This window comes from Streptomyces sp. Ag82_O1-12, assembly GCF_900182715.1.
Lineage (GTDB): Bacteria > Actinomycetota > Actinomycetes > Streptomycetales > Streptomycetaceae > Streptomyces > Streptomyces massasporeus.
The window spans coordinates 5052782-5076018 of the sequence record NZ_FXUW01000001.1 but is presented as its reverse complement, the minus strand read 5'-3'; the positions used below and the strand labels follow the sequence as shown (position 1 = coordinate 5076018).

At 72.2% G+C, this 23237-nt stretch carries 22 protein-coding genes and 1 pseudogene; 13 read left to right on the top strand and 10 right to left on the bottom strand.

Annotated features, from left to right (window positions below; all coding sequences use genetic code 11):
* The 4 genes from QOL88_RS23350 to QOL88_RS23335 are packed head-to-tail and all read right to left on the bottom strand — an operon-like array spanning window position 1 to window position 3573.
* Window positions 1-969 (bottom strand): complex I subunit 1/NuoH family protein, encoded by a 969-nt coding sequence (locus QOL88_RS23350; protein WP_097219172.1) that lies wholly within the window; start codon window positions 967-969, stop codon window positions 1-3.
* The gene (locus QOL88_RS23345) at window positions 966-2516 is read right to left on the bottom strand and encodes an NADH-quinone oxidoreductase subunit C (RefSeq protein ID WP_097219170.1); all 1551 of its coding nucleotides are present in this window, start codon (window positions 2514-2516) and stop codon (window positions 966-968) included. Before QOL88_RS23345 ends, QOL88_RS23350 begins: the two co-directional genes overlap by 4 nt.
* Complete coding sequence (locus tag QOL88_RS23340; protein ID WP_097219169.1) at window positions 2513-3175, bottom strand: NADH-quinone oxidoreductase subunit B; 663 nt, start codon at window positions 3173-3175, stop codon at window positions 2513-2515. The genes QOL88_RS23345 and QOL88_RS23340 overlap by 4 nt, the downstream gene beginning before the upstream one ends.
* Window positions 3166-3573, bottom strand: a complete 408-nt coding sequence (locus QOL88_RS23335; protein WP_030234112.1) for an NADH-quinone oxidoreductase subunit A — start codon at window positions 3571-3573, stop codon at window positions 3166-3168. Before QOL88_RS23335 ends, QOL88_RS23340 begins: the two co-directional genes overlap by 10 nt.
* Before the next feature lie 224 nt (window positions 3574-3797).
* Here QOL88_RS23335 and QOL88_RS23330 point away from each other — a divergent pair, with 224 nt between their 5' ends.
* The 5 genes from QOL88_RS23330 to QOL88_RS23310 all read left to right on the top strand — a co-directional run bounded on the left by QOL88_RS23330 (window position 3798) and on the right by QOL88_RS23310 (window position 10658).
* On the top strand, window positions 3798-5006 hold the full coding sequence (locus QOL88_RS23330) for a sensor histidine kinase (RefSeq protein ID WP_097219168.1): 1209 nt from the start codon (window positions 3798-3800) through the stop codon (window positions 5004-5006).
* A gap of 221 nt (window positions 5007-5227) precedes the next feature.
* Window positions 5228-6589: a sensor histidine kinase gene (locus QOL88_RS23325; RefSeq protein ID WP_097219167.1), complete on the top strand. Its 1362-nt coding sequence runs from the start codon at window positions 5228-5230 to the stop codon at window positions 6587-6589.
* A gap of 230 nt (window positions 6590-6819) precedes the next feature.
* Window positions 6820-7479, top strand: coding sequence for a LuxR C-terminal-related transcriptional regulator (locus QOL88_RS23320; protein WP_502961627.1), 660 nt, complete (start codon window positions 6820-6822; stop codon window positions 7477-7479).
* Window positions 7480-7657: 178 nt separating this feature from the next.
* Window positions 7658-9586 (top strand): 2-oxoacid:acceptor oxidoreductase subunit alpha, encoded by a 1929-nt coding sequence (locus QOL88_RS23315; protein WP_097219166.1) that lies wholly within the window; start codon window positions 7658-7660, stop codon window positions 9584-9586.
* Window positions 9579-10658, top strand: coding sequence for a 2-oxoacid:ferredoxin oxidoreductase subunit beta (locus QOL88_RS23310; RefSeq protein WP_097219165.1), 1080 nt, complete (start codon window positions 9579-9581; stop codon window positions 10656-10658). The genes QOL88_RS23315 and QOL88_RS23310 overlap by 8 nt, the downstream gene beginning before the upstream one ends.
* 34 nt (window positions 10659-10692) lie before the next feature.
* Here QOL88_RS23310 and QOL88_RS23305 read toward each other — a convergent pair whose 3' ends face one another.
* Entirely contained in the window at window positions 10693-11073 is a 381-nt protein-coding gene (locus QOL88_RS23305; protein WP_097219164.1) for a winged helix-turn-helix transcriptional regulator, read from the bottom strand.
* A 91-nt stretch (window positions 11074-11164) separates the two neighbouring features.
* Between QOL88_RS23305 and QOL88_RS23300 the strand changes: the two genes are divergently transcribed.
* Both QOL88_RS23300 and rarD read left to right on the top strand, forming a co-directional pair.
* Entirely contained in the window at window positions 11165-12019 is an 855-nt protein-coding gene (locus QOL88_RS23300; RefSeq protein WP_097219162.1) for an SDR family oxidoreductase, read from the top strand.
* 125 nt (window positions 12020-12144) lie between these two features.
* On the top strand, window positions 12145-13158 hold the full coding sequence (gene rarD / locus QOL88_RS23295; RefSeq protein WP_306456184.1) for an EamA family transporter RarD: 1014 nt from the start codon (window positions 12145-12147) through the stop codon (window positions 13156-13158).
* An 80-nt stretch (window positions 13159-13238) separates the two neighbouring features.
* On the opposite strand, the pseudogene QOL88_RS23290 reads toward rarD, so the two are convergent.
* Window positions 13239-14318, bottom strand: a pseudogene (locus QOL88_RS23290) (MFS transporter); the annotation flags it as partial.
* Window positions 14319-14485: 167 nt separating this feature from the next.
* Here QOL88_RS23290 and QOL88_RS23285 point away from each other — a divergent pair.
* Window positions 14486-14935: a winged helix-turn-helix transcriptional regulator gene (locus QOL88_RS23285; protein ID WP_097219157.1), complete on the top strand. Its 450-nt coding sequence runs from the start codon at window positions 14486-14488 to the stop codon at window positions 14933-14935.
* On the opposite strand, the gene QOL88_RS23280 is transcribed toward QOL88_RS23285, so the two are convergent.
* On the bottom strand, window positions 14922-15497 hold the full coding sequence (locus QOL88_RS23280; RefSeq protein WP_097223146.1) for a CGNR zinc finger domain-containing protein: 576 nt from the start codon (window positions 15495-15497) through the stop codon (window positions 14922-14924). The genes QOL88_RS23285 and QOL88_RS23280 overlap by 14 nt on opposite strands.
* A gap of 69 nt (window positions 15498-15566) precedes the next feature.
* Between QOL88_RS23280 and QOL88_RS23275 the strand changes: the two genes are divergently transcribed.
* Window positions 15567-16040: a VOC family protein gene (locus tag QOL88_RS23275; protein ID WP_097219154.1), complete on the top strand. Its 474-nt coding sequence runs from the start codon at window positions 15567-15569 to the stop codon at window positions 16038-16040.
* Between the two features lie 268 nt (window positions 16041-16308).
* Window positions 16309-17259, top strand: a complete 951-nt coding sequence (locus QOL88_RS23270) for a M28 family metallopeptidase (protein WP_097219152.1) — start codon at window positions 16309-16311, stop codon at window positions 17257-17259.
* Between the two features lie 15 nt (window positions 17260-17274).
* Here the strand turns inward: QOL88_RS23270 and QOL88_RS23265 are convergent, their stop codons facing one another.
* Window positions 17275-18813, bottom strand: a complete 1539-nt coding sequence (locus QOL88_RS23265; RefSeq protein ID WP_097219150.1) for a hypothetical protein — start codon at window positions 18811-18813, stop codon at window positions 17275-17277.
* Between the two features lie 159 nt (window positions 18814-18972).
* Here QOL88_RS23265 and QOL88_RS23260 point away from each other — a divergent pair, with 159 nt between their 5' ends.
* The 3 genes from QOL88_RS23260 to QOL88_RS23250 all read left to right on the top strand — a co-directional run bounded on the left by QOL88_RS23260 (window position 18973) and on the right by QOL88_RS23250 (window position 21304).
* Window positions 18973-19476: a DUF6668 family protein gene (locus tag QOL88_RS23260; RefSeq protein ID WP_097219147.1), complete on the top strand. Its 504-nt coding sequence runs from the start codon at window positions 18973-18975 to the stop codon at window positions 19474-19476.
* Between the two features lie 35 nt (window positions 19477-19511).
* The gene (locus tag QOL88_RS23255) at window positions 19512-20636 is read left to right on the top strand and encodes an amidase (RefSeq protein ID WP_097219144.1); all 1125 of its coding nucleotides are present in this window, start codon (window positions 19512-19514) and stop codon (window positions 20634-20636) included.
* Between the two features lie 86 nt (window positions 20637-20722).
* The gene (locus tag QOL88_RS23250; RefSeq protein ID WP_030839865.1) at window positions 20723-21304 is read left to right on the top strand and encodes a flavodoxin family protein; all 582 of its coding nucleotides are present in this window, start codon (window positions 20723-20725) and stop codon (window positions 21302-21304) included.
* Between the two features lie 3 nt (window positions 21305-21307).
* On the opposite strand, the gene QOL88_RS23245 is transcribed toward QOL88_RS23250, so the two are convergent.
* Together QOL88_RS23245 and QOL88_RS23240 are read right to left on the bottom strand one after the other, a co-directional pair.
* Window positions 21308-22225, bottom strand: a complete 918-nt coding sequence (locus QOL88_RS23245; protein ID WP_179878937.1) for an ABC transporter permease — start codon at window positions 22223-22225, stop codon at window positions 21308-21310.
* Window positions 22212-23198, bottom strand: coding sequence for an ABC transporter ATP-binding protein (locus QOL88_RS23240; RefSeq protein ID WP_097219142.1), 987 nt, complete (start codon window positions 23196-23198; stop codon window positions 22212-22214). Before QOL88_RS23240 ends, QOL88_RS23245 begins: the two co-directional genes overlap by 14 nt.
* Between the last annotated feature and the right edge of the window lie 39 nt (window positions 23199-23237).

The window sequence follows — 23237 nt, the reverse complement described above, 5'->3', positions numbered from 1 at the left end:
TTACTGGATCACCACCTTGACGATGCCGGTGAGGGCGATCTGGGCGAGGGAGAGGGGGACGAGGAGGGTCCAGGCCAGCTTCTGGAGCTGGTCCTCGCGCAGGCGGGGGTAGGTGACGCGCAGCCAGATCACGAGGAAGGCGAGGACGGCGGTCTTCAGCAGGGTCCAGACCCAGCCGAGTCCGTCGGCACCCCAGGGGCCGTGCCAGCCGCCCAGGAACAGGACGGTGGTGAGGCCGCACAGGACGACGATTCCGGCGTACTCGGCGAGGAGGAAGAGAGCGAAACGGAGGCCGGTGTACTCCGTGTACGCGCCGAAGATGATCTCCGAGTCGGCGACGGGCATGTCGAAGGGCGGGCGCTGGAGTTCGGCGAGGCCGGCCACGAAGAAGACGATCGCGCCGACGATCTGCCAGGGCAGCCACCACCACTCGAAGGCGTCGAGGATGCCGGGGAGGGAGACGGTGCCGGCCGCCATCGCCACCGAGGCGGCGGTCAGCAGCATCGGCAACTCGTAGGCGAGGAGCTGGGCGGCGGTGCGCAGGCCTCCGAGGAGGGAGAACTTGTTCGCGGACGCCCAGCCGGCCATGAGCGAGCCGAGGACGCCGACGCCCATGACGGCCAGGACGAAGAAGACACCCGCGTCGACGACCTGGCCGACGGCGCCCTCACCGGGGCCGATGGGAATGGCGAGCAGGACGAGGAGGTACGGCAGGAGGGCGACGGCGGGGGCGAGTTGGAAGATGCGGCGGTCGGCTCCCGCGGGGACGACGTCCTCCTTCTGCGCGAACTTCACGCCGTCGGCGATCAGCTGGGCCCAGCCGTGGAAGCCGCCGGCGTACATGGGGCCGAGGCGGCCCTGCATGTGGGCCATCACCTTGTGTTCGGTCTGGCCGATGACCAGAGGGAGGGTGAGGAAGACGACGAAGACGACCAGGAGTCGCAGGGCGACGTCGAGCACGTCGTTCACTGCGGGCCTCCTGCGGGATCCTCGGGGTTATCTGGGTTACCTGGGCTCTCGGTGTCCTCAGGGTCCTCGAGCTTGCTCGGGCCGACGGCGGGCTTCACGTCGTCGTCCGTGGGCTGCGGCTCCGTCACCGAGTCCTGGGCATCCGCGGCGTCCTTGGAGTCCGGGCTCTCGGGCGTGCCCGAGGACTCCGGTGGTGCCGAGTTCTCGGGCGTACTCGACGACTCCGATGGTGCCGGGCTCTCGGGCGTACTCGACGACTCCGATGGTGCCGGGCTCTCGGGCGTACTCGACGACTCCGATGGTGCCGAGTTCTCGGGCGTACTCGACGACTCCGATGGTGCCGGGCTCTCGGGCGTAACCGACGGCTGTTCATCGAAGGCCGGGCGGGCATGGTGCCAGGGGGCGTCGGAGGTCGGGGATGCGGAGCCTGGCGTCGCGGACCCGGGGCCGGTAGCCGGGGACGCGGAGCCGGGCTCAGGAGATGCGGAACCGCCGCGCTGCTGACTCGCCGACCCTTGCGACGCCGAGCGGTTGCGCCGGGGACCCGCCGAAGCCGGAGGGGCCGACTCAGCTGGCGTGGACTGGCTCGCCGAGCCCTCAGCGGCAGAGCGCGTCCGACGCGGACCAGCCGGAGCCCCTGCCCCGCCGGTCGGCGTCACCGCACCACCGCCCGAAACCCCCGCCCCATCAGTCGACGTCTCCGCACCGCCGGTCGACGTCTCCGCACCGGCCGCAGACTGACTCGCCGAGCCCTCAGACACCGACCGCGCCCGACGCGGACCAGCCGGAGCCCCCGCACCACCGCCCGAAGCCCCCGTCCCGCCGGTCGGCGTCTCCGCACCGGCCGCAGACTGGCTCGCCGAGCCCTCCGACACCGAGCGCGTGCGCCGTGCCGGGCGTTCTCCCGCGGGGCGGGCTGCGCCTCGGGTGGGGCGGTCGCCCGCTGCGCGGCCGGCGCCTCGGGTGGGGGCGGGAGGGAGTTGGCCCTTGAGGGGGCCCCATTCGTTGGGGTCGGGGACGCCGGGTGGGAGCATCTGGCGGCGCTTGGGGCCGCCGTGTTCCGACTCGCCCGGTTCCTTCGCGCCGGGCCAGGCCTTGGCGACGCGGGCGGCCAGGACGAAGTCCTTGCGCAGGGGGTGGCCTTCGAAGTTCTCGGGCAGGAGGAGGTGGTCCAGCGCCGGGTGGCCTTCGAAGGTGATGCCGAACATCTCGTGCGTCTCGCGTTCGTGCCAGGCGGCACCCGCGTAGACGCCGACGGCGGAGCGCAGGGCGGGAGCCTCGTGCGGGACCGTCGTGCGCAGGAGGAGGCGTCGCAGGGGGGACAGGGCCGCGACGTGGGCGGTGACGCGGAAGCCCGTGCCCGGTTCGTCGACCGCGCTCAGCCAGTCGAAGTAGGTGCAGCCGAGCCGGTCGCGGGCGGTCTCCAGGGCGGTGATCCAGGCGGCCGGAGGTACGTCGACGGTCAGGACGTCGTAGGACTCCTCGGCCGTGGCGTCCGGGCCGAAGAGTTCCTCGGCGTCGGCGGGCAGCCAGCCGACGGCGGTCATCGTCCCTCCCCCGGCGTCGAGCCGGAGCCCGGGTCGGAGCCCGCGTCGGAGCCCGCGTCGGAGCCCGGCGCGGGGGCCGGGGGTTGCACGAGACCGCTCTGCAGCGCGGCGGCCGAGGGGCGCCCGGTCCCGCTGCCGTAGCGCTCCGCCAGCGACTCGCGGGCGATCTTCTCCTGGAGCTTGAGGATGCCCTGGAGCAGCGCCTCGGGCCGGGGCGGGCAGCCGGGGACGTAGACGTCGACGGGGATGATCTGGTCGACGCCCTTGGTGACGGAGTAGGAGTCCCAGTAGGGGCCGCCGCAGTTGCTGCACGCGCCGAAGGAGATGACGTACTTCGGCTCGGGCATCTGCTCGTAGAGGCGCTTGACGGCCGGGGCCATCTTGTCCGTGACGGTGCCGGAGACGACCATCAGGTCGGCCTGGCGCGGGCCCGGGGCGAACGGGATGACGCCGAGGCGGATGAAGTCGTGGCGGGCCATCGACGCGGCGATGAATTCGATCGCGCAGCAGGCGAGGCCGAAGTTGAAGACCCAGAGCGAGTAGCGGCGGCCCCAGTTGAGGATGACCTTCATCGGCTCGGGGGCGAGGCGGGCCAGGGCACCCAGCCGCTTGGGCTCGGGCAGCAGGACAGGCTCGGACACCGAGGGGTTCACGTCCATGCCAGGACGCCCTTCTTGTATGCGTAGAGCAGGCCGACGGCCAGGAAGCCGAGGAAGATGAACATCTCGACCAGGGTCGCCGCGCCGTAGCCGGGGGCGGCGAAGACGGTCGCCCAGGGGAACAGGAAGATCGAGTCGACGGCGAAGATCACGTAGAGGAAGGCGTAGACGTAGTAGCGGACCTGGGTGTGGGCCCAGCCCTCGCCGACGGGGTCGACGCCGCACTCGTACGTCAGGAGCTTCTCGGGGGTGGGGACGACGGGCCGCAGCAAGCGGCCGGCTCCGAAGGCGACGGCGACGAACAGCACGCCGACCACGGCGAGCAGTCCGACGACCGAGTAGGACTGGAAGTAGTCCGCCGCGACGACGGTCGTGGTGACGACGGTCGGTTCCGGCACGTCCGTCCCTCGCTCCCTGAAACTCGGACCTGGATCCTGCGACGATGCTGCGGCTCACGGGGACGCCGCCGTTCGACGATCTGTACGCACGGGAGTCTAGGCCCTGATAAAGGCAGGGTAAGCAGCCCGTCACGGGCCCGGCACGCGAGGGTGGGGTTTTCCTCAGTTGATCCTGGCGGTCCACCTCATGGCGCCGTCGCCCGGCGCCGGGCACGCTAACGCATATGACCCAACGCATTCCGTCCCCGGGGACGTCGGCGGCCCGGGGGGCCGCCGGGCAGGACGACCGTCCGCCGCCGGCCCGGCTCGCCTACGACCGGCACACCTGGAAGGAAATCGCGCACCTGCTGGCCAACCTTCCGGTCGCGCTGCTCGGTTTCACCTATGTCGTGACGGTGTTCTCCACCGGTTTCGGGCTGACCGTCACGGTGATCGGGTTCCCGCTCCTCGCGGCCGGACTCGTGGGGGCGCGGCAGTTGGGCAGGCTGGAGCGGGCGCGGGCCCGGGCGCTGCTCGGGGTGCGGATCGAGGAACCGAGCCGGCTGCGGATGCGGGGCGGGGGTGGCTTCGTCCAGCAGTTGTGGATGCAGCTGAAGGACCCGGTGGGCTGGCGTACGGCGCTGTACGAGTTCATCCGGCTGCCGTGGGGGATGCTCACCTTCACGGTCACGCTGGCCTCGCTGTTCGTGCTGTGGCCGGTGCTGCCGTTCATCGCGCGGGGGCTGACCAACGCCGACCGGGCCATGGTGCGGGCGCTGCTGTCGCCCTCCGACGAGCTGGAGCGGCGGATCGCCGAGCTGGAGTCGGACCGGGGGGTCGTGGTGGACACAGCCGCGGCGGACCTGCGGCGCATCGAGCGGGATCTGCACGACGGGGCGCAGGCGCGGCTGGTGAATCTGGCCATGGGGCTGGGCCTGGCCAAGGAGAAGGTGCTGGAGGATCCCGACGCCGCGGCGGCGATGGTCGAGGAGGCGCACGGCGAGGTGAAGCTGGCGCTCCAGGAGTTGCGGGATCTGGCGCGCGGCATCCATCCGGCGGTCCTGACCGACCGTGGTCTGGACGCGGCCCTGTCCTCGGTCGCCTCGCGCTGCACGGTCCCGGTGAAGGTGACGGTCGACTTGCCGGACCGGCCGGCCGCGGCCATCGAGGGCATCGCCTACTTCACCGTCTCGGAGATGCTGCAGAACGTCAGCAAGCACAGCCGGGCGAGGTCGGCCTCGGTGGATGTGTGGCGGACCGACACCCGGCTGCTCATTCAGGTGTGGGACGACGGGCAGGGGGGCGCGAGCCTCGACGGCGGTACGGGGATGAAGGGCCTGGCGGAGCGGCTGGACGCCGTCGACGGGCTGTTCGTCCTGGAGTCGCCCGAGGGCGGCCCGACGACGGTCACGGCGGAACTGCCATGGCGTGACCGGTCCGGGGCCGCGGGATAGGGGCTCCAGGACAAGGGCCCGGGGATAGAAGCCCCGGGGTAGGGCCCAGGAACAGGGGCCCAGGGATAGGAGCCCCGGGACAGGAGCCCCGGGACAGGGGCCCCGGGGTGGGGAAAACCCCCCGTCCAAGACGCCGACGGACTCCATGGTCCGCCGACCTGCGGCGGAGCAGGGTGGAGGTACGAGAGCACAGCCGCGGGACGAGGAGAAGGACGACGCCGATGGCCACGGAGTACGGACAGGGATACGGGCTCGACAGCGGGTCGAGCTTCCCGGGGAGCACCGAACGGCGGCACCGGCTGCCGGCCGTGCTGCGGGCGCCGGTCGAGGGCCGCACCTGGCTGGAGCTCACCCATGTGCTGCTCAGCCTGCCGATCAGCATCCTGCTGTTCACCTACGCGGTCACGATGGCGTCGCTGGGCGCGGGACTGCTGGTCACGTTCCTCGGTGTGCCGGTGCTGGCGGCGGCGCTCGCCGGGTGCCGCGGTTTCGGGGCGCTGGAGCGGATGCGGGCGCGGGGGCTGCTGGGCCTGGAGGTGGCCGAGCCGGAGCCGCTGCGGATGAGGAAGCCGGGCGCGATGGCGTGGATGGGGGCCGTCCTCAAGAGCGGCGCCTCGTGGCGGGCGCTGCTGTACGCGGTGCTGCACCTGCCCTGGGCGGTGTTCTCCTTCGTGGTGGCCGTGAACGTATGGGCGCTGGGCTGGGCGCTGCTGACGTATCCGCTGTGGTTCTGGGTGTTCCCGGTGTACGCGGGGCAGGACGGGGTGCAGCTGTACGGCGACGAGGCGCACCGGATCTACCTGGACAACCCGTTCGAGATCACGGTGACCGCGCTGGTGGGGCTGCTGTTCACGATCGCCACGCCGTGGATCGTGCGGGCGCTGACGATGGTGGACCGGCTGATGGTGCACGGGCTGCTCGGGCCGTCGCGGCTGGTTTCGCGGGTGGTGGAGCTGGAGTCGGACCGGGGGGTCGTGGTGGACACGGCCGCGGCCGACCTGCGGCGCATCGAGCGGGATCTGCACGACGGGGCGCAGGCCCGGCTGGTGGCGCTGGCCATGGACCTGGGTCTGGCCAAGGAGAAGCTCCAGGAGGACCCGGGGGCGGCCGCGCGGATGGTGGACGAGGCGCACGGCGAGGTGAAGACGGCGTTGCAGGAGCTGCGGGACCTGGCCCGGGGGATCCATCCGGCGGTGCTGACGGACCGGGGGCTGGACGCGGCGCTGTCGGCGGTGGCGTCGCGGTGCACGGTGCCGGTGCAGGTCGAGGTCGACCTGGCCGAGCGGCCGGCGCCGGCGATCGAGGGGATCGCGTACTTCACGGTGTCGGAGCTGCTGCAGAACGTCAGCAAGCACGCGCGGGCGACGTGGGCGGCCGTCGAGGTGTGGCGGACGGAGAACCGGCTGATGCTGCAGGTCGTGGACAACGGCGTGGGCGGGGCAGACGTGTCCCAGGGGTCCGGTCTCGCGGGACTGGCGGACCGGCTCGACGCGGTGGACGGGATCCTGGTGGTGGACTCGCCGGTGGGCGGGCCGACCCGGGTGACCGCCGAGCTGCCGTGGCGGGGAGCGCACGTGCGGTGACGGCTCGCGGGGGCTCGACCCCCGCGAGCCGTGACTGGGCCGGAGGCGGTCGCCTCTGGCCCCTCATCTTTCCCTCACCACCCGATCGGCCAGTCAAGAAGCCGGTCCCGCCCCCATGCACCCTCCGACCCTGAAATGCTGGACCCGTCGCACGGGTGGGCGCTGAGCCGTTGTGGGCTTGCGGACGGGCGGCATCGGGCTGTGGGGGGCCGGACATCGTGGAGGACAGGGTGCGGGTGGTCATCGCCGAGGATTCGGTGCTGCTCAGAGAGGGCCTGACCCGGTTGTTGACCGACCGCGGGCACGAGGTGGTCGCCGGTGTGGGTGACGGCGAGGCTCTGATCAAGACCATCACGGAGCTGGACGCGCAGGGCGAGCTGCCGGACGTGGTCGTGGCGGACGTGCGGATGCCGCCGACTCACACGGACGAGGGAGTGCGGGCGGCGGTGCAGCTGCGCAAGGCGCACCCGGGACTCGGGGTGCTGGTGCTGTCGCAGTACGTGGAGGAGCGCTACGCCACGGAGCTGCTCGCCGGGTCGAGCCGGGGGGTCGGCTATCTGCTGAAGGACCGGGTGGCCGAGGTGCGGGAGTTCGTGGACGCGGTGGTGCGGGTGGCCGAGGGCGGTACGGCGCTCGACCCGGAGGTGGTCGCGCAGTTGCTGGGCCGCAGCCGTAAGCAGGACGTGCTGGCGGGGCTCACCCCCCGGGAGCGCGAGGTGCTGGGGCTGATGGCCGAGGGGCGGACGAACTCGGCGATCGCGCGGCAGCTCGTGGTCAGCGACGGGGCGGTCGAGAAGCACGTCAGCAACATCTTCCTGAAGCTGGGTCTCTCCCCGAGCGAGGGCGACCACCGCAGGGTGCTGGCGGTGCTGACCTACCTCAACTCCTGATGCGCCCCTACTTGAGACGTGCGGAAAATCCGGACAAGTCAGGGCGCGCGATCATCCCAAAGTCGTGTCCAAGATGCGAATGACCCGAAGAAGGCGACCCTTGCGGTCGTAGGGTTGATCCGGGGAGGCCTGCGGGAAGGCCTGTCCCGAACAGCGTCCTCGAGGGAGGTCCAGTTCAGTGACCAGCCAGGTCAGTAGCCCAGCGGAGCAGGCCGACGGAGCAGTCGTAGGAGAGCAGCGCAAAGCGGCGGGCGCGAAGGATGTCCGTCGCCTCGACCGGGTGATCATCAGGTTCGCGGGGGACTCGGGTGACGGTATGCAGCTCACCGGTGACCGTTTCACCTCGGAGACCGCGTCGTTCGGCAACGACCTGTCGACCCTGCCGAACTTCCCGGCCGAGATCAGGGCGCCCGCCGGAACCCTGCCGGGTGTGTCGTCCTTCCAGTTGCACTTCGCCGACCACGACATCCTCACCCCCGGTGACGCGCCGAACGTGCTGGTGGCGATGAATCCGGCCGCGCTGAAGGCGAACATCGGCGACCTGCCGCGCGGCGCCGAGGTGATCGTCAACACGGACGAGTTCACCAAGCGGGCGATGCAGAAGGTCGGCTACGAGACGTCCCCGCTGGAGGACGGGTCGCTGGACGGCTACCACCTGCACCCCGTGCCGCTGACCACGCTCACGGTCGAGGCGCTGAAGGAGTTCGACCTCAGCCGCAAGGAGGCCGAGCGCAGCAAGAACATGTTCGCGCTGGGCCTGCTGAGCTGGATGTACCACCGGCCCACCGAGGGCACGGAGAAGTTCCTGACGTCGAAGTTCGCGAAGAAGCCGGACATCGCGGCGGCCAACATCGCGGCGTTCCGGGCGGGCTGGAACTTCGGCGAGACGACGGAGGACTTCGCCGTCTCCTACGAGGTCGCCCCGGCGGCCACGGCGTTCCCGCCGGGTGTCTACCGCAACATCTCCGGCAACCTCGCCCTGTCGTACGGGCTGGTCGCGGCGAGCCGGCAGGCGGATCTGCCGCTGTACCTGGGGTCGTACCCGATCACTCCGGCGTCGGACATCCTGCACGAGCTGAGCAAACACAAGAACTTCGGCGTGCGGACCTTCCAGGCGGAGGACGAGATCGCAGGCATCGGGGCCGCGCTGGGCGCGGCCTTCGGTGGTTCGCTGGCCGTGACCACTACGAGCGGTCCGGGCGTGGCGCTGAAGTCGGAGACGATCGGTCTCGCGGTCTCCCTGGAGCTGCCGCTGCTGGTCGTGGACATCCAGCGCGGCGGCCCGTCGACGGGTCTGCCCACCAAGACGGAGCAGGCGGACCTGCTCCAGGCGATGTACGGGCGCAACGGCGAGGCGCCGGTCCCGGTGGTCGCGCCGCGCACCCCGGCGGACTGTTTCGACGCCGCGCTGGAGGCGGCGCGGATCGCGCTGACGTACCGCACGCCGGTGTTCCTGCTGTCCGACGGCTACCTGGCCAACGGCTCCGAGCCCTGGCGGATCCCCGACATCGAGGAGCTGCCGGACCTGCGGGTGCAGTTCGCCCAGGGGCCGAACCACACGCTCGACGACGGCTCCGAGGTGTTCTGGCCGTACAAGCGGGACCCGCAGACGCTGGCCCGCCCGTGGGCGATCCCGGGCACGCCGGGTCTGGAGCACCGCATCGGCGGCATCGAGAAGCAGGACGGCACGGGCAACATCTCCTACGACCCGGCCAACCACGACTTCATGGTGCGCACCCGGCAGGCGAAGATCGACGGCATCGACGTCCCGGACGTAGAAGTGGACGACCCCAACGATGCCAGGACGCTGGTCCTGGGGTGGGGCTCGACGTACGGCCCGATCACGGCGGCGGTGCGGCGGCTGCGCAGGGCCGGGGAGTCCGTCGCGCAGGCCCATCTGCGCCATCTCAACCCCTTCCCGCGGAATCTGGGCTCCGTGCTGGAGCGTTACGACACGGTGGTGATCCCCGAGATGAACCTCGGGCAGCTCGCCACGCTCATCCGGGCGAAGTACCTGGTCGACGCCCACTCGTACACCCAGGTCAACGGCATGCCGTTCAAGGCGGAGCAGCTCGCCGCGGCGCTGAAGGAGGCCATCGATGGCTGAGACGTCCACGCACGGCACGGGCACCATCGAGGCGCTTTCTCTCGTCCCCAAGGCCGAGGGCAGGCAGTCGCTGAAGGACTTCAAGTCCGATCAGGAAGTGCGCTGGTGCCCCGGCTGCGGTGACTACGCCGTCCTCGCGGCGGTGCAGGGCTTCATGCCCGAGCTGGGGCTGGCGAAGGAGAACATCGTCTTCGTCTCGGGCATCGGCTGCTCCTCCCGCTTCCCGTACTACATGAACACGTACGGGATGCACTCCATCCACGGCCGCGCCCCCGCCATCGCCACGGGCCTGGCGAGCTCCCGCCGGGATCTGTCGGTCTGGGTCGTCACCGGTGACGGTGACGCGCTCTCCATCGGCGGCAACCACCTGATCCACGCGCTGCGCCGCAACGTCAACCTCAAGATCCTGCTGTTCAACAACCGGATCTACGGTCTGACCAAGGGCCAGTACTCGCCGACCTCCGAGGTCGGGAAGATCACGAAGTCGACGCCGATGGGCTCGCTGGACGCGCCGTTCAACCCGGTGTCGCTGGCGATCGGCGCGGAGGCGTCGTTCGTGGCGCGGACGGTGGACTCCGACCGCAAGCACCTGACGGAGGTGCTGCGCCAGGCCGCCGCCCACCAGGGCACGGCGCTGATCGAGATCTACCAGAACTGCAACATCTTCAACGACGGCGCCTTCGACGCCCTGAAGGACAAGCAGCAGGCCGAGGAGGCCGTGATCCGGCTGGAGCACGGCAAGCCCATCCGGTTCGGCGCCGACCAGGCCAAGGGCGTGGTCCGGGATCCGCTGACCGGTGATCTGAAGGTGGTGGCGGTGACGCCGGACAACGAGGACCAGGTGCTCGTCCACGACGCGCACTCCCCGTCCCCGACCACGGCGTTCGCGCTGTCGCGCCTGGCCGACCCGGACACCCTGCACCACACGCCGATCGGTGTCCTGCGCTCGGTCGGGCGGCCCGTCTACGACACGCAGATGGCCGACCAGCTCGACACGGCGATCGAGCAGCACGGCAAGGGCGACCTGGGCGCGCTGCTGGCGGGCGGCGACACCTGGACGGTCGTCGGCTGACCCTGCCGAAGGGAACCCCCGAGGCCCGGGCCGCCTAAGACGCGGCCCGGGCCTCGTCGTACGCCCGGCGGGCCTGCTCCACCTCGTCCATGCGCCGGCGCGTCCAGGCCGCGAGGGCCTTCACCTGCTCGGCGGCCTCGCGGCCCAGGTCCGTGAGGGAGTAGTCGACGCGCGGCGGGATGACGGGCTTGGCGTCGCGGTGGACGAGTCCGTCGCGCTCCAGGGTCTGGAGGGTCTGGGTCAGCATCTTCTCGCTGACGCCCCGGCTTCCGAGGGCGCTGATCGCGCGGCGCAGTTCGCTGAAGCGGTAGGGGCGGTTCAGGAGTTCGGTGAGGACGAGCACGCCCCAGCGGCTGGTCACGTGCTCCAGGACCAGGCGGTAGGGGCACAGGGCTTCACTGTTACTTACCGACATGCCAGTACCTTACTTCAAAGTGGGTACTTTCGAAGAGTTAGCGCATCCCCTAGGGTTAGTGCCAACGCACCCCACAAGGAGAGTCCTCACCATGAGCATCGTCGTCACCGGAGCCACCGGACACCTGGGCCGCCACGTCGTGGAGCAGCTGCTGGAGAAGGTGCCCGCCGGGCAGATCACCGCGGTCACGCGTTCCGCGGAGAAGGCCGCCGACTTCGCGGAGCGCGGCGTGAAGGTCGCTCTCGCCGACTACAACGACCCCGCCTCCTACGACGGCCTCTTCACCGCGGGCGACAAGGTGCTGCTGATCTCCGGCAACGAGTTCGACAAGGGCCGGGTGCAGCAGCACAAGGTCGTCATCGACGCCGCCAAGGCCGCCGGTGTCGCCCTGCTCGCCTACACCAGCGCCCCCGGCACCCTGACCGCCGCGCTCGCCGACGACCACCGCGGCACCGAGGAGATCCTGCTGGACTCCGGCGTGCCCTACGCGCTGCTGCGCAACGGCTGGTACCACGAGAACTACACCGAGAACCTCGCCCCGGTGCTGGAGCACAACGCGGTCGTCGCCGCCGCCGGTGAGGGCAAGGTCTCCTCCGCCTCCCGCGCCGACTACGCCGCTGCCGCCGTCGCCGTACTGACCGGTGAGGGGCACGAGAACAAGACGTACGAGCTGGGCGGCGACACCCCCTGGAGCTTCGCCGAGTACGCGGCCGAGCTGAGCCGGCAGACCGGCAAGGAGATCGCCTACAACGCCGTCTCCCCCGAGGCCCTCGTCGGCATCCTGACCGGCGCGGGCCTGCCGGAGCCGTTCGCCCAGATCCTCGCGGGTGTCGACGCCGCCATCGAGAAGGGCGAGCTGGTCGTCCCCACCGGCGACCTGTCCCGCCTGGCCGGCCGCCCGACCACCCCGTTCGCCGAGGCCATCGCCGCCGCGCTCAAGGGCTGACACTCCCCCGCCGTCACCTCACCCCCGGACTGTCATGACCGTATGCCGATACGGGCATGACAGCCGGGGGCGCTCGGCGTTACCGTCGTCCACGCGGACACACGCCAGGCGCGAAGGAGGGGCCCGTGACCGGCAAGCCGAGGGGTGAGCGGCACATAGGACTGCTGAACGGCTTCGCGGCCTACGGGATGTGGGGGCTCGTCCCCCTGTTCTGGCCCCTGCTGAAGCCGGCCGGCGCGGTGGAGATCCTGGCCCACCGGATGGTGTGGTCGCTGGTGTTCGTGGGCGCCGCCCTGCTGGTGATGCGCCGCTGGGCCTGGGCCGGTGAGCTGCTGCGGCAGCCCCGCAAGCTGGCGCTGATCACGGTCGCGGCGGCGGTCATCACCGTCAACTGGGGCCTGTACATCTGGTCCGTGAACTCCGGGCACGTGGTCGAGGCCTCGCTCGGATACTTCATCAACCCGCTGGTCACCATCGCGATGGGCGTGCTGCTGCTGAAGGAGCGGCTGCGGCCGGTGCAGTGGGCGGCCGTCGGGACCGGCGTCGTCGCGGTCGTCGTGCTGACCATCGGCTACGGCCGGCCCCCGTGGATCTCGCTCTGTCTCGCGTTGTCCTTCGCCACCTACGGGCTGGTGAAGAAGAAGGTGGGCCTCGGCGGCATCGAGTCGCTGGCCGCCGAGACCGTGATCCAGTTCCTGCCCGCGCTCGGCTTCCTGGTGTGGCTGTCCGCGCGGGGCGACTCCACCTTCGCCGGCGAGGGCACGGGGCACGCGGCGCTGCTCGCCTCGGCCGGCATCGTCACCGCGCTCCCCCTGGTCTGCTTCGGCGCGGCCGCGATCCGCGTGCCCCTGTCCACCATCGGCCTGCTTCAGTACTCGACGCCGGTCCTGCAGTTCCTGCTCGGCATCCTCTACTTCCACGAGGAGATGCCGCCGGAGCGCTGGGCCGGGTTCGCGCTGGTGTGGCTGGCGTTGACGCTGCTCACCTGGGACGCCCTGCGCGCCGCCCGCCGGGCCTCCCGGACGCTGACCAGCGAGATCAGCGTGCCGAGCACCACCAGGGCGACCGGCACGGTCAGTGCCGCGCGGAACGCCGAGAGCGTGGCCTCCGGGCCGGACCCGGTGGACGCCAGGCCGTAGACCGCGGTCACCGCCGAGATCCCGATCGCGGAGCCGAACTGGGTGGCGGTGGTCAGCAGCCCGCCGGCCAGGCCCTGCTCCGACCCGGCCACCCCGTCCGTCGCCGCGATCGTCAGCGGTCCGTAGGCCAGGGCGAACGCGAAGCCGGAGAGCAGCAGGGTCGGGAACATCATGGCGTAGGACCAGTCCATGCCGACCGGCAGGAACAGCGCGTACGCGGCCACGGCCAGGACGAAACCGCCGGCGATCACCCGGGCGTGGCCGAAGCGGGCGACCAGTCTGGGCGTGAGCGTCGGCGCCAGGACGGCGTCGATGCCCATGACGACCAGGGCCACCGCCGTCTGCAGGGACGACCAGCCGCGCAGCTCCTGCAAGTAGAGCGTGACGACGAACTGGAAGCCGAAGAAGGCGCCGAGGAAGAGCAGCGCCCCGAGGTCGGCGCGCAGGGCCGGGCTCCAGCGCAGCATGCCGAGCCGGACGAGCGGGTCGGGGCAGCGGCGCTCGACCGCGACGAAGACGCCGGCCGTGATCACCGCCGCGAGGCCCGAGGCCAGGGTGAGCGGCCAGTGGTGCAGGCCGTGCTCCAGGCGCACGACGGTGTAGGCGGCGAGCAGCATGGCGCCGGCGGCGGTGACCGCGCCGGGCAGGTCGAAGGTGCGCCCCCGCTTGGGCGGGGCGTCGCGCCGCGGGATCAGGCGTACGGCCGCGAGGAGCAGGGCGGCGGCCAGCAGCACGGGGGCGAAGAACACCCAGCGCCAGCCGATCTCGGTGAGCAGGCCGCCGATCACCAGGCCGAGGGAGAAGCCGGCCGCGCCCGTTCCGGCGAAGACCAGCAGGGCCTTGTTGCGCGGCGGGCCCTCGTCGTAGGACGTGGTGATCAGGGAGAGCGCCGCCGGGGTCATGAACGCGGCGGCGACGCCCGTGACGAACCGGGCGACGATGAGCATCCAGCCCCCCGTCGCGAAGCCGCCGAGCCCCGAGAAGGCGAGGAAGACGGTCAGCCAGAGCAGGAACATCCGCCGCCGTCCGAGCAGGTCGGCGGCTCGCCCGCCCAGCAGGGTGAAGCCGGCGTAGCCGAGCACATAGGCGCTCATCACCCAGGCCGCGGTGCCGGTGGCGAGGCCGAGATCGGCGCGGACGGCCGGGATCGCCACCGCCATCATCGCGACGTCGATGCCCTCGAGGAAGATCGTTCCGCACAGAACGAGCAGCAGCGCCCAGGCACGGGTGCCCATGAGTCAACACTCCTCCGGTAAGGGGCGGTTACGCAAGTGAGGGTCGGTTCCCTCTTGTAACCACGGCCCACCCTGCGGCAGCATCGATGGACATGGAAGAAGGCACTTCGAAGTCACCGAGTCACTGTGAGAGCACCGTGGGCCACGGCGACGCCGATCCCTTCCAGTGGGACACCCGGGAGGACTGCCAGGTCCGGCAGATCCTCGACCGGATCGCCGACAAGTGGTCGCTGCTGGTCATCGCGCTGCTGGACAACCGGCGGCTGCGCTTCACCGAGCTGCGCCGGGAGATCGACGGTGTCAGCCAGCGGATGCTGACGGTGACCCTGCGCTCGCTGGAGCGGGACGGCATGGTGAAGCGGACGGTGTACCCGGTGGTCCCGCCGCGGGTGGAGTACGAACTGACCTCCCTCGGCAGGACGCTGCACACCACGATCCAGTCCCTGGTGACCTGGACGGAGGCGCACCAGGAGGAGATCGCGGCGGCCCGGACCGCGTACGACACGCGTGCGGCTCAGGCCGCGGAGGCTACGACTGCGTAGACGTGTGGCGGGCGCGGTGCGCCCGGACCTTCTCGCGGTTTCCGCAGTGCTCCATCGCGCACCAGCGACGGCGGCCCGGGCGGGAGGTGTCGACGAAGAGCAGGTGGCAGTTGTGGGCGCCGCACTCGCGGACGCGGTCGGCGTGGGGCCCGGTGAACAGGTCGATCGCGTCGCGGGCGACGGTCGCGAGCAGGTGGGTGCCGGTGGCGCCCGGGGCCCAGGCCCGGGCGCCGTCGGGCTCGATGCGGGCGACGAGCGGGGGCGCGGCCGCTGCCGCGTTGACGACGTCCAGCTGTGCGGTGCGCAGGGGGCGGCCGTGGGCGCGGTCGGCCGCGAGCAGGAACACCGCGTCGCGCAGGGTCCGGGCCCGTTGCAGTTCCGCGGCGGAGACGGTGAGGTCCAGTCCGTCCGGCAGCCGGCTGCGCCCGGCCCAGGTGACCAGGTCGGCGGGTTCGTGCAGCACTTCCCAGCGGGCGAAGGCCCCGGGGCCGCCCGTCACCGTCAGCTCCAGGCACAGGGTGCCGGGGTCGAAGCGGTAGGGCTTGCCCTGGCCCGAGACCAGTGTCAGACCGGGCGTTCGATCCGGCGTTTCCCCCACGCGTCCACTCACCTAACCAGTATAAGTGGTTACATGACACAGACGCCCGCATCTCCGACCCCCGTGCACTGGAAACTCGTCATCGACGCGAACGACCCGCACGCGCAGGCCGACTTCTGGGCTGCCGCCCTTCACTACGAGGTCGAGGACAACAGCGCCCTGATCGGGAAGCTGCTCGGCTTCGGCGCTCTGCCGGAGGAGGCCACGGTCGAGTTCCACGGCCGCCGCGCCTTCCGGGACCTGGTCGCCGTACGGCACCCCGAGGATCCGTACGAGGAGGAGAGCGGGACCGGGCTGGGGCGGAGGCTGCTGTTCCAGCGGGTGCCGGAGGCGAAGACGGGCAAGAACCGGCTGCACCTCGATCTGCACCCGGGCGCGGGGCGCCGCGACGAGGAGGTCGCACGGCTGGAGGGGCTCGGGGCCGGTGCGCTGCGGCGGGTGAAGGAGCAGGGCGGCGAGTGGGTCGTCATGGCGGACCCGGAGGGGAACGAGTTCTGCGTGCAGTGACATGGGCGCCGGTGAGGACCGGGTTCCGCGCCCCGCGACACGGACGCCGAGCGGGGACCGGGTTCTGCGCCCCGCGACACGGACGCCGAGCGGGGACCGGGTTCCGCACCCCGCGACACGGACGCCGGAGCCCTGCACTCCGTAACGCCCTGGCCAAATACGCACCTTGACGGAGAGTCAGTACCAGCTTCACCATCCAGGCACCCCATTCACTGTGGGCGGCCCGTGGACACCCCACGGGCTTCCCGACGGAATCCGGAGCCCCCACATGAAGCTCTCCGTTTCCGCGCGCGCCGTCGCCGCGGGCGGCATGGCAACAGCCATGCTCCTGACCGGCGGTGCCGTGGCCGACGCCGCGTCATCCGCTCCTTCCAGATCCGCCGCCGCGCCGGACATACCCGTGGCGAACGTCAAGACCCACCTGTCCCAGTTGCAGTCCATAGCCACCGCCAACGGCGGCAACCGGGCGCACGGCAGGGCCGGCTACAAGGCCTCGCTCGACTACGTGAAGGCCAAGCTGGACGCCGCCGGGTACACCACCGCGATCCAGCAGTTCACCGCGTCCGGCCGCACCGGCTACAATCTGATCGCCGACTGGCCGGGCGGCGACGCGAACCAGGTCGTGATGGCCGGCTCGCACCTCGACAGCGTCTCCTCGGGTGCCGGCATCAACGACAACGGCTCCGGCTCGGCCGCCGTCCTGGAGACCGCCCTGGCCGTGTCCCGGGCGCAGTTGAAGCCCACCAAGCACCTGCGGTTCGCCTGGTGGGGCGCGGAGGAACTCGGCCTGGTCGGCTCCCGCTACTACGTCAACCAGCTGGCCACCGGCGACCGTTCCAGGATCAGCGCCTACCTGAACTTCGACATGATCGGCTCCCCGAACCCCGGCTACTTCGTCTACGACGACGACCCGGCGATCGAGAAGACCTTCAAGGACTACTTCGGCGGCATCGGCGTCCCGACCGAGATCGAGACCGAGGGCGACGGCCGCTCCGACCACGCGCCCTTCAAGAGCGCGGGCGTGCCGGTGGGCGGTCTGTTCACCGGGGCGAGCCGGACGATGACGGCGGCGCAGGCGGCCAAGTGGGGCGGTACGGCGGGGCGAGCCTTCGACCGCTGCTACCACTCCTCCTGCGACACCACCGCCAACATCAACGACACCGCCCTGAACCGCAACAGCGACGCCCTCGCGTACGCGGTGTGGGAGCTGTCGGAGTAGCCCCCGGCAAAGCGCCTACGGGTTGCGGGCGGCGCGTTCGGTGAGACGGCCCATGCGGGCGCGGGCCGACTCCAGCTGCTCGACCTCCTCGGCGGCCGGGCCGCCCTCCGCGGCGAGTTCCGTCCACAGGCCGATCAGGTCCCGCCCCAGCTCCAGCCCCAGCGCCGGGTCGCGCACCGCCCGCCAGGCGGTGGCCGCGCTCTCTACGTTGCCGTAGGCGGCCTCCGCGTCGCCGGCCCGGCGGCGGGCACCGGCCAGGTCGAGCGACAGCCGGCAGGCGCGGAGCGGGTCGCCCGTCAAGTAGGCGATGTACGCGGTGAGTTCGCGCAGCCGGAGCACCTCGGGGTGCTCCGGCCCCAGCGCCCCCGACGCCTGTCGGACGGTCTGCTCCGCCAGCCCGGCGGCGTCCTCGATCCTGCCCTCCTTCACCGCCTCGTTGATCCGCCCGACCGGCTCCGCGAGGAGCGCGGGCGCTCCGGGGTCGCCCGGGGCGGTGAGGGGTTCGTCCCCGAGCACGGCCTCCGCGACGGCGTCGAAGCCGCGCGGAGGGGTGGGCTTGGGGTCGGGGTCGGCGGCGATCAGGGCGTGGTCGGGGAGCGCCCCGGGTCGCGGAGCCGGGGGTGTTTCCGGAACGGGGAGCGGCCTCGCGTCCATGGGCGGGGGCGGGCCGAACGCGCCGGTGGGCGGCGCGACGGTGCCGGGCGGCATGGCCGTGCCCGGGGCCGGTGGCACGTCCTGCGGCGCGGGCCCCGGCGCGGGCTCCGCCGACTCCGGTACGGCGCGCAGCTCGAACGTCGGCACGGGTTCATCGGCCGGCTGCGGCTCGGGCACGGCCCGCAGCGGGAACGTCGGGGCCGAGCCGGACGCCTGCGGCGGGCGCAACACGTGCGTGGCGCTGTCTTCGCGCGCGTGCTGGGGCTCGGGCGCCGGGGCGTCGCCGCTCCGGGCGTGCTCCGGCTCGGGCGGCGTCGTGGCGTCGGCACCCCGGGCGGGCTGAGGCATCGGCGGCTGCACGGCGTCGGCACCCCGGGCAGGCTGAGGCATCGGCGGCTGCACGGCGTCGGCACCCCGGGCGGGCTGAGGCACCGGCGGCTGCACGGCGTCGGCACCCCGGGCAGGCTGAGGCATCGGCGGCTGCACGGCGTCGATGCCTCGGGCGTGCTGGGGCTCCGGCGGCATGTCACCACGGGCGTGCCGCGGCGGCTCCGGCGGGGCCGTGGCGACCGGCTCGGCCGTGAAGTGGCTGGAGCCGTCCGGGTCGACCTGGAGCGGGACGACGTAGCCGATGCGCTCGTCGCGGATCGTGGCGAGGACGGGGTGGCCGGAGGCGAGGGCGATGTGGTGGAGGCGGTTCAGAACGGCCCGCTGGATCTCCTCACCGGGGGCCGCGAAGACCGGGACGCCACCGACGGAGGCACCGTCGGACACCCCGCCGGCTCCCCCTCCCACGTCCGTTCCGGCCCCGGGGACATGGACGTCGATCGGCGCCGCCGGGGTCGCCGCGCGTGCGGCCTGCTTCTGTTCCCGCTTCTTCTCGCGGCTGAGTCGCGACATCGTCCCCTCACTCGGCGTCGTACACCTACGGTCGAGTGTGTCCGCTCGCCCCGGTTTCTCACGTCACCACGGTGTCACAGGCTCGTCCCAAGGGCCGTCGGCCCCGGCTCGGTCGTGGCGACGGGCATGAAGAGCGGGCGTACGAGGGAGGAGAGGGGCATGCACACAGGCAGGCGACAGGGACCGGAGATCTGGCTGCGCGGCCCGGTGACGCCCCCGGAACCGGTGCCGCCCGAACCCGCGCACGCCCATGCCGCGGCACGGCGTTTCTCCTGGGTCGGCACGCACGGCGGCGCGGGCGTCTCCACGCTCGCCGCGGTCTATGGCGGCCACGACTGCGGCCGGTCCTGGCCCGGGCCGGGCGATCCCCCGTCGGTGCTGCTGGTCGCGCGGACGCACGCGGCCGGGCTGGACACGGTCGCCGGGGCGGTGGAGATCTTCCGGCGCGGCAGGGCTCCGCAGGGGCTCGACCTGGACGCCGTCGTCCTCGTGGCGGACGCCCCGGGCCGGCTGCCGCGCCCGCTCACCCAGCGGGTCAGGGCGCTGGAGTCGGTCATCGACGTCTACCGCGTCCCGTGGGTGCCGTCCTGGCGGCTCGGCGAGCTCGGTCACCCGCCGCGCGAGACGGAGGCCCTGGCCCGGCTGACGGGAGCGGCACGCTGACGGCCGCCCCCGGGCCGGCCGCGCCCCTGTCGGCCGTGGAGATCGCGGCGGGTGTAACAGCCCGGGAGCTGCGCGCGGCGGACGTGGTCGCGGAGGCCCTGGACCGGATCGAGCGGACCGATCCGCAGCTGTGCGCGTTCGTCGAGGTGTGGGGCGAGGAGGCGCTGCGGCGGGCGGGTGAGGTGGACCGGCGACTCGACCGGCGGGGCGCGGATCTCTCCCTTCCGCTGGCCGGGGTGCCCGTCGCCGTGAAGGGGCGGCACGGGCTGCGCACGGCGGGTCCGCTGCTCGCGGCCGGGGCCGTGGCCGTGGGGGCGACGTCCGTGCCCGGGCCCGGCACGCCCTGGCAGACCTGGGGGCTCGGGACCCGGGGCCGTACCGTCAATCCGTGGCGGGCCGACCGTACGCCGGGCGGCTCGTCGGCCGGGGCGGCGGCGGCCGTGGCTGCCGGGCTGGTGCCGCTGGCGACGGGCAGCGACGGGGCCGGGTCGGTGCGGATCCCTGCGGCGTGGTGCGGGGTGGTCGGGCTGAAGACCACGGCCGGGCGGCTGCCCTCCGCCGACCGTACGGGGCTCGCGGTCCCCGGTGTGCTCGCCCGTTCCGCCGCGGACGCGGCGAGCTGGTGGCAGGTGGTGGCGGGCGAGCCGGAGCCTGCCCTGCCCACCCTCCCCGTCACCGCAGTCTGGTCCCCCGACCTCGGTTTCGCCGGGCCCGATCCGGAGCCGGTCGCGCTCGGCCGCGCCGCGGTGGAACGGCTCGTGGCCGCGGGTGTCATACGGCTCGTACGGCCGCGGGTGCCGGTGCGGCTCATGGATCCCGGGCCCGCATGGCTCGCGCTGCGCACGCCCGGCGCCGACCTGGCCGGGGCCCACCACGTCCGGGCCGAGAACGACCGGCGGCTCGCCGCCCTGTTCGCCGACGCCGAGCTGCTGCTGACACCCACGGCCCCCACCGCCCCGCATGGCCACGAGGGGCCCGGGGAGCGCTACTCCACCTCACTCACCTGGGCGTTCAACCTCAGCGGACATCCTGCCCTGAGCCTGCCCGCGGGGTTCGGCAGCGACGGCTGCCCGGCCGGGCTGCAGCTGGTCGCGCCGCACGGGCGGGAGGCGCTGCTGCCGGCCGTGGCGCGGGAGGCGGAGGCGCGGACCGGAGGCTGACGGGCACCCCTGGCGAATTTGAATGCGCACGCATATGATGCATACGCCTGTAATCGCCGTACGCCCTTCTTCCTCTGGGGGACACCATGACCCGCCGTTTCCTTTTCGTCCTGGGCAGCGCTCGCGCCGAGGGCAACTCCGAGCTGCTGGCCCGCCGGGCCGCCGAGCAGCTGCCCCCGGACGTCGAGCAGGAGTGGATCGACCTCACCGAGCTCCCCGTGCCGGACTTCGAGGACCTGCGGCACGACAGCGACCACGTCCGCCCGACCGAGGGCAACGTGGCCCGGCTGCTGGACGCCACGCTCGCCGCGACGGACATCGTGATCGTCTCGCCCCTGTACTGGTACTCGGTCTCCGCGCAGACCAAGCGCTACCTCGACTACTGGTCGGGCTGGCTGCGCACGCCCGGCCTCGACTTCAAGGCGACCCTGGCCGGCCGCACCCTGTGGGGCGTCACCGCCCTCGCGCACACACAGGAGGTGGTCGCCGACCCGCTGGTCGGGACGCTCCACAACTCCGCGGCGTACATGGGGATGCGCTTCGGCGGGGTACTGCTCGGCAACGGCAGCAAGCCCGGTGACGTGCTGACCGACGACGCGGCACTGACCCGCGCCAAGACCTTCTTCGAGCAGGAGGCACCCCTGGCCAGGTTCCTGTACGAGGACTGAGCGTTACGCGGTGACGTCCTTCGCCGTGAAGCGCGCCCACGCCGCCGATCCGAACACCGCCGCGTACAGGGCCTGGAGGCCCAGGTTCTTCGTCAGGTCGTCCCAGTAGACCGGCTCGCGCATGAGGTCGGCGAAGGAGAGCCAGTAGTGGGAGAAGAAGTACGGCTGGAGGGCGTGCAGTTGCGGGATCTGGTCGAGGATCTGGACCGTGATCAGCAGGCCGACCGTGGTCGCCATCGCCGCGATGCCGCTGCCCGTCATGGTCGAGACGAACAGACCGAGCGCGGCGACGCCGATCAGTGACGCGGCGACGGCCAGGGCGATCAGCAGGGCTCTGCCCAGGCCCTCGGCGAAGCTGATCCGCGTACCGGAGATGGTCGTCAGATCGCCGAGCGGGAAGAGCAGCGCGCCGACCGTCAGCGCCGACACGGCGACCACGAGTGTGGCGGCCAGGCAGAAGACGACGACCGTCGCGTACTTGGTGAGCAGCAGGCGGCTGCGGCCGGCCGGGGCGACCAGCAGATAGCGGAGCGTGCCGGAGTTGGCCTCGCCGGCGATCGCGTCTCCCGCGACGACACCGATCGCCATCGGCAGGAAGAACGGGAGCGTGGCGGCCAGGGCGGTGAAGACGAGGAACAGGCCGTTGTTGGTGATCTGCGAGATGAACGCCGGTCCGCCGCCCCCGCCTCCGGGGCCGGCCGAGGAACCGTCGCCGGTCTCGATCTTCACCGCGATGCCCACGAGGACGGGGACGGCCGCCAACACCGCCAGCAGGACCAAGGTGCGCCAGCGGCGGAACGTGGTCAGTAGTTCGTTGCGGAGGAGGGTGGCGCGGAAGATCGTACGGCGGGTGCGGGCCGTCTGTGGCCGGTCGCGCAGTTCCCCATGCCCCTGAGGGGCGCTCAGATCAGCCCGCGACATCGAAGCCCTCCCCCGTCAGCGCCACGAACGCGTCCTCCAGCGAGGCCCGTTCGACCGTGAATCCGCGCACCCGGACCCCGGCCGTCACCAGCGCGGCATTCACCTCGGCGAGGTCGCGGTCCGGTGGTTCGCCGGTCACCCGGTCGTCGGTGACGACGACGTCGCCGACGCCCTGCTCCTTCAGCACCCGGGCCGCCTCCGCCGGGTCCGGTGTCATCACGACCAGCCTGCCGCGCGCCCCGGCGGACAGCTCGGCGACCGGGCCCTGTGTGAGCAGCCGGCCCTGCGCCATCACGGCCACGTGGGTGCAGACCTGCTCGATCTCGTCGAGGAGGTGGGAGGAGAGGAAGACGGTCGTGCCGTCCGAGGCCAGTTCCCGGACCAGGGTGCGGATCTCGCGCATGCCCTGCGGGTCGAGACCGTTGGTCGGCTCGTCGAGGACGAGCAGCCGGCGCGGCTGGAGCAGCGCGGCCGCGAGGCCCAACCGCTGTTTCATGCCCAGGGAGTACGCCTTGGCCTTCTTGCCCGCCGCGGCCGTCAGGCCCACCCGGTCCAGGGCCGAGGCGACCCGGGCGCGCCGGGTGCGCGGGTCGGCGGCCGGGTCGGCGCTGTCGTAGCGGATCAGGTTGTCGCGGCCGGAGAGGAAGCCGTAGAGGGCGGGGCCCTCGATGAGGGCGCCGACGTGCGGCAGCACGGCGCGGGTGGCCCGGGGCATGGGCTGCCCCAGCACCCGGGCCGTGCCGGAGGTGGGCTCGATGAGGCCCATCAGCATGCGGATGGTGGTGGTCTTGCCGGAGCCGTTGGGGCCGAGGAAGCCGAAGACGCTGCCCGCCGGGACGGCCAGGTCCAGGCCGTCGACGGCGAGCTGTCCGCCGCGGTAGCGCTTGGTGAGTCCGCGGGTGGCGATGACCGGTTCCCCGGTCTCGGCCCGCGCCTCACTCCGCTCCGGTTCCGCGGCGGACACCTCGCCCATCGGCTTCCTCGTTCTCTCGACGCCCCGTACGCCTACGGG

Excerpts from the sequence above, each read along its gene's own strand:
- QOL88_RS23345 (WP_097219170.1), bottom strand. The coding sequence starts at position 2,516 with ATGACCGCCGTCGGCTGGCTGCCCGCCGACGCCGAGGAACTCTTCGGC.
- QOL88_RS23340 (WP_097219169.1), bottom strand. The coding sequence starts at position 3,175 with ATGGACGTGAACCCCTCGGTGTCCGAGCCTGTCCTGCTGCCCGAGCCC.
- QOL88_RS23330 (WP_097219168.1), top strand. The coding sequence starts at position 3,798 with ATGACCCAACGCATTCCGTCCCCGGGGACGTCGGCGGCCCGGGGGGCC.
- QOL88_RS23325 (WP_097219167.1), top strand. The coding sequence starts at position 5,228 with ATGGCCACGGAGTACGGACAGGGATACGGGCTCGACAGCGGGTCGAGC.
- QOL88_RS23310 (WP_097219165.1), top strand. The coding sequence starts at position 9,579 with ATGGCTGAGACGTCCACGCACGGCACGGGCACCATCGAGGCGCTTTCT.
- QOL88_RS23305 (WP_097219164.1), bottom strand. The coding sequence starts at position 11,073 with ATGTCGGTAAGTAACAGTGAAGCCCTGTGCCCCTACCGCCTGGTCCTG.
- QOL88_RS23300 (WP_097219162.1), top strand. The coding sequence starts at position 11,165 with ATGAGCATCGTCGTCACCGGAGCCACCGGACACCTGGGCCGCCACGTC.
- QOL88_RS23285 (WP_097219157.1), top strand. The coding sequence starts at position 14,486 with ATGGAAGAAGGCACTTCGAAGTCACCGAGTCACTGTGAGAGCACCGTG.
- QOL88_RS23275 (WP_097219154.1), top strand. The coding sequence starts at position 15,567 with ATGACACAGACGCCCGCATCTCCGACCCCCGTGCACTGGAAACTCGTC.
- QOL88_RS23270 (WP_097219152.1), top strand. The coding sequence starts at position 16,309 with ATGAAGCTCTCCGTTTCCGCGCGCGCCGTCGCCGCGGGCGGCATGGCA.
- QOL88_RS23265 (WP_097219150.1), bottom strand. The coding sequence starts at position 18,813 with ATGTCGCGACTCAGCCGCGAGAAGAAGCGGGAACAGAAGCAGGCCGCA.
- QOL88_RS23260 (WP_097219147.1), top strand. The coding sequence starts at position 18,973 with ATGCACACAGGCAGGCGACAGGGACCGGAGATCTGGCTGCGCGGCCCG.
- QOL88_RS23250 (WP_030839865.1), top strand. The coding sequence starts at position 20,723 with ATGACCCGCCGTTTCCTTTTCGTCCTGGGCAGCGCTCGCGCCGAGGGC.
- QOL88_RS23245 (WP_179878937.1), bottom strand. The coding sequence starts at position 22,225 with ATGTCGCGGGCTGATCTGAGCGCCCCTCAGGGGCATGGGGAACTGCGC.
- QOL88_RS23240 (WP_097219142.1), bottom strand. The coding sequence starts at position 23,198 with ATGGGCGAGGTGTCCGCCGCGGAACCGGAGCGGAGTGAGGCGCGGGCC.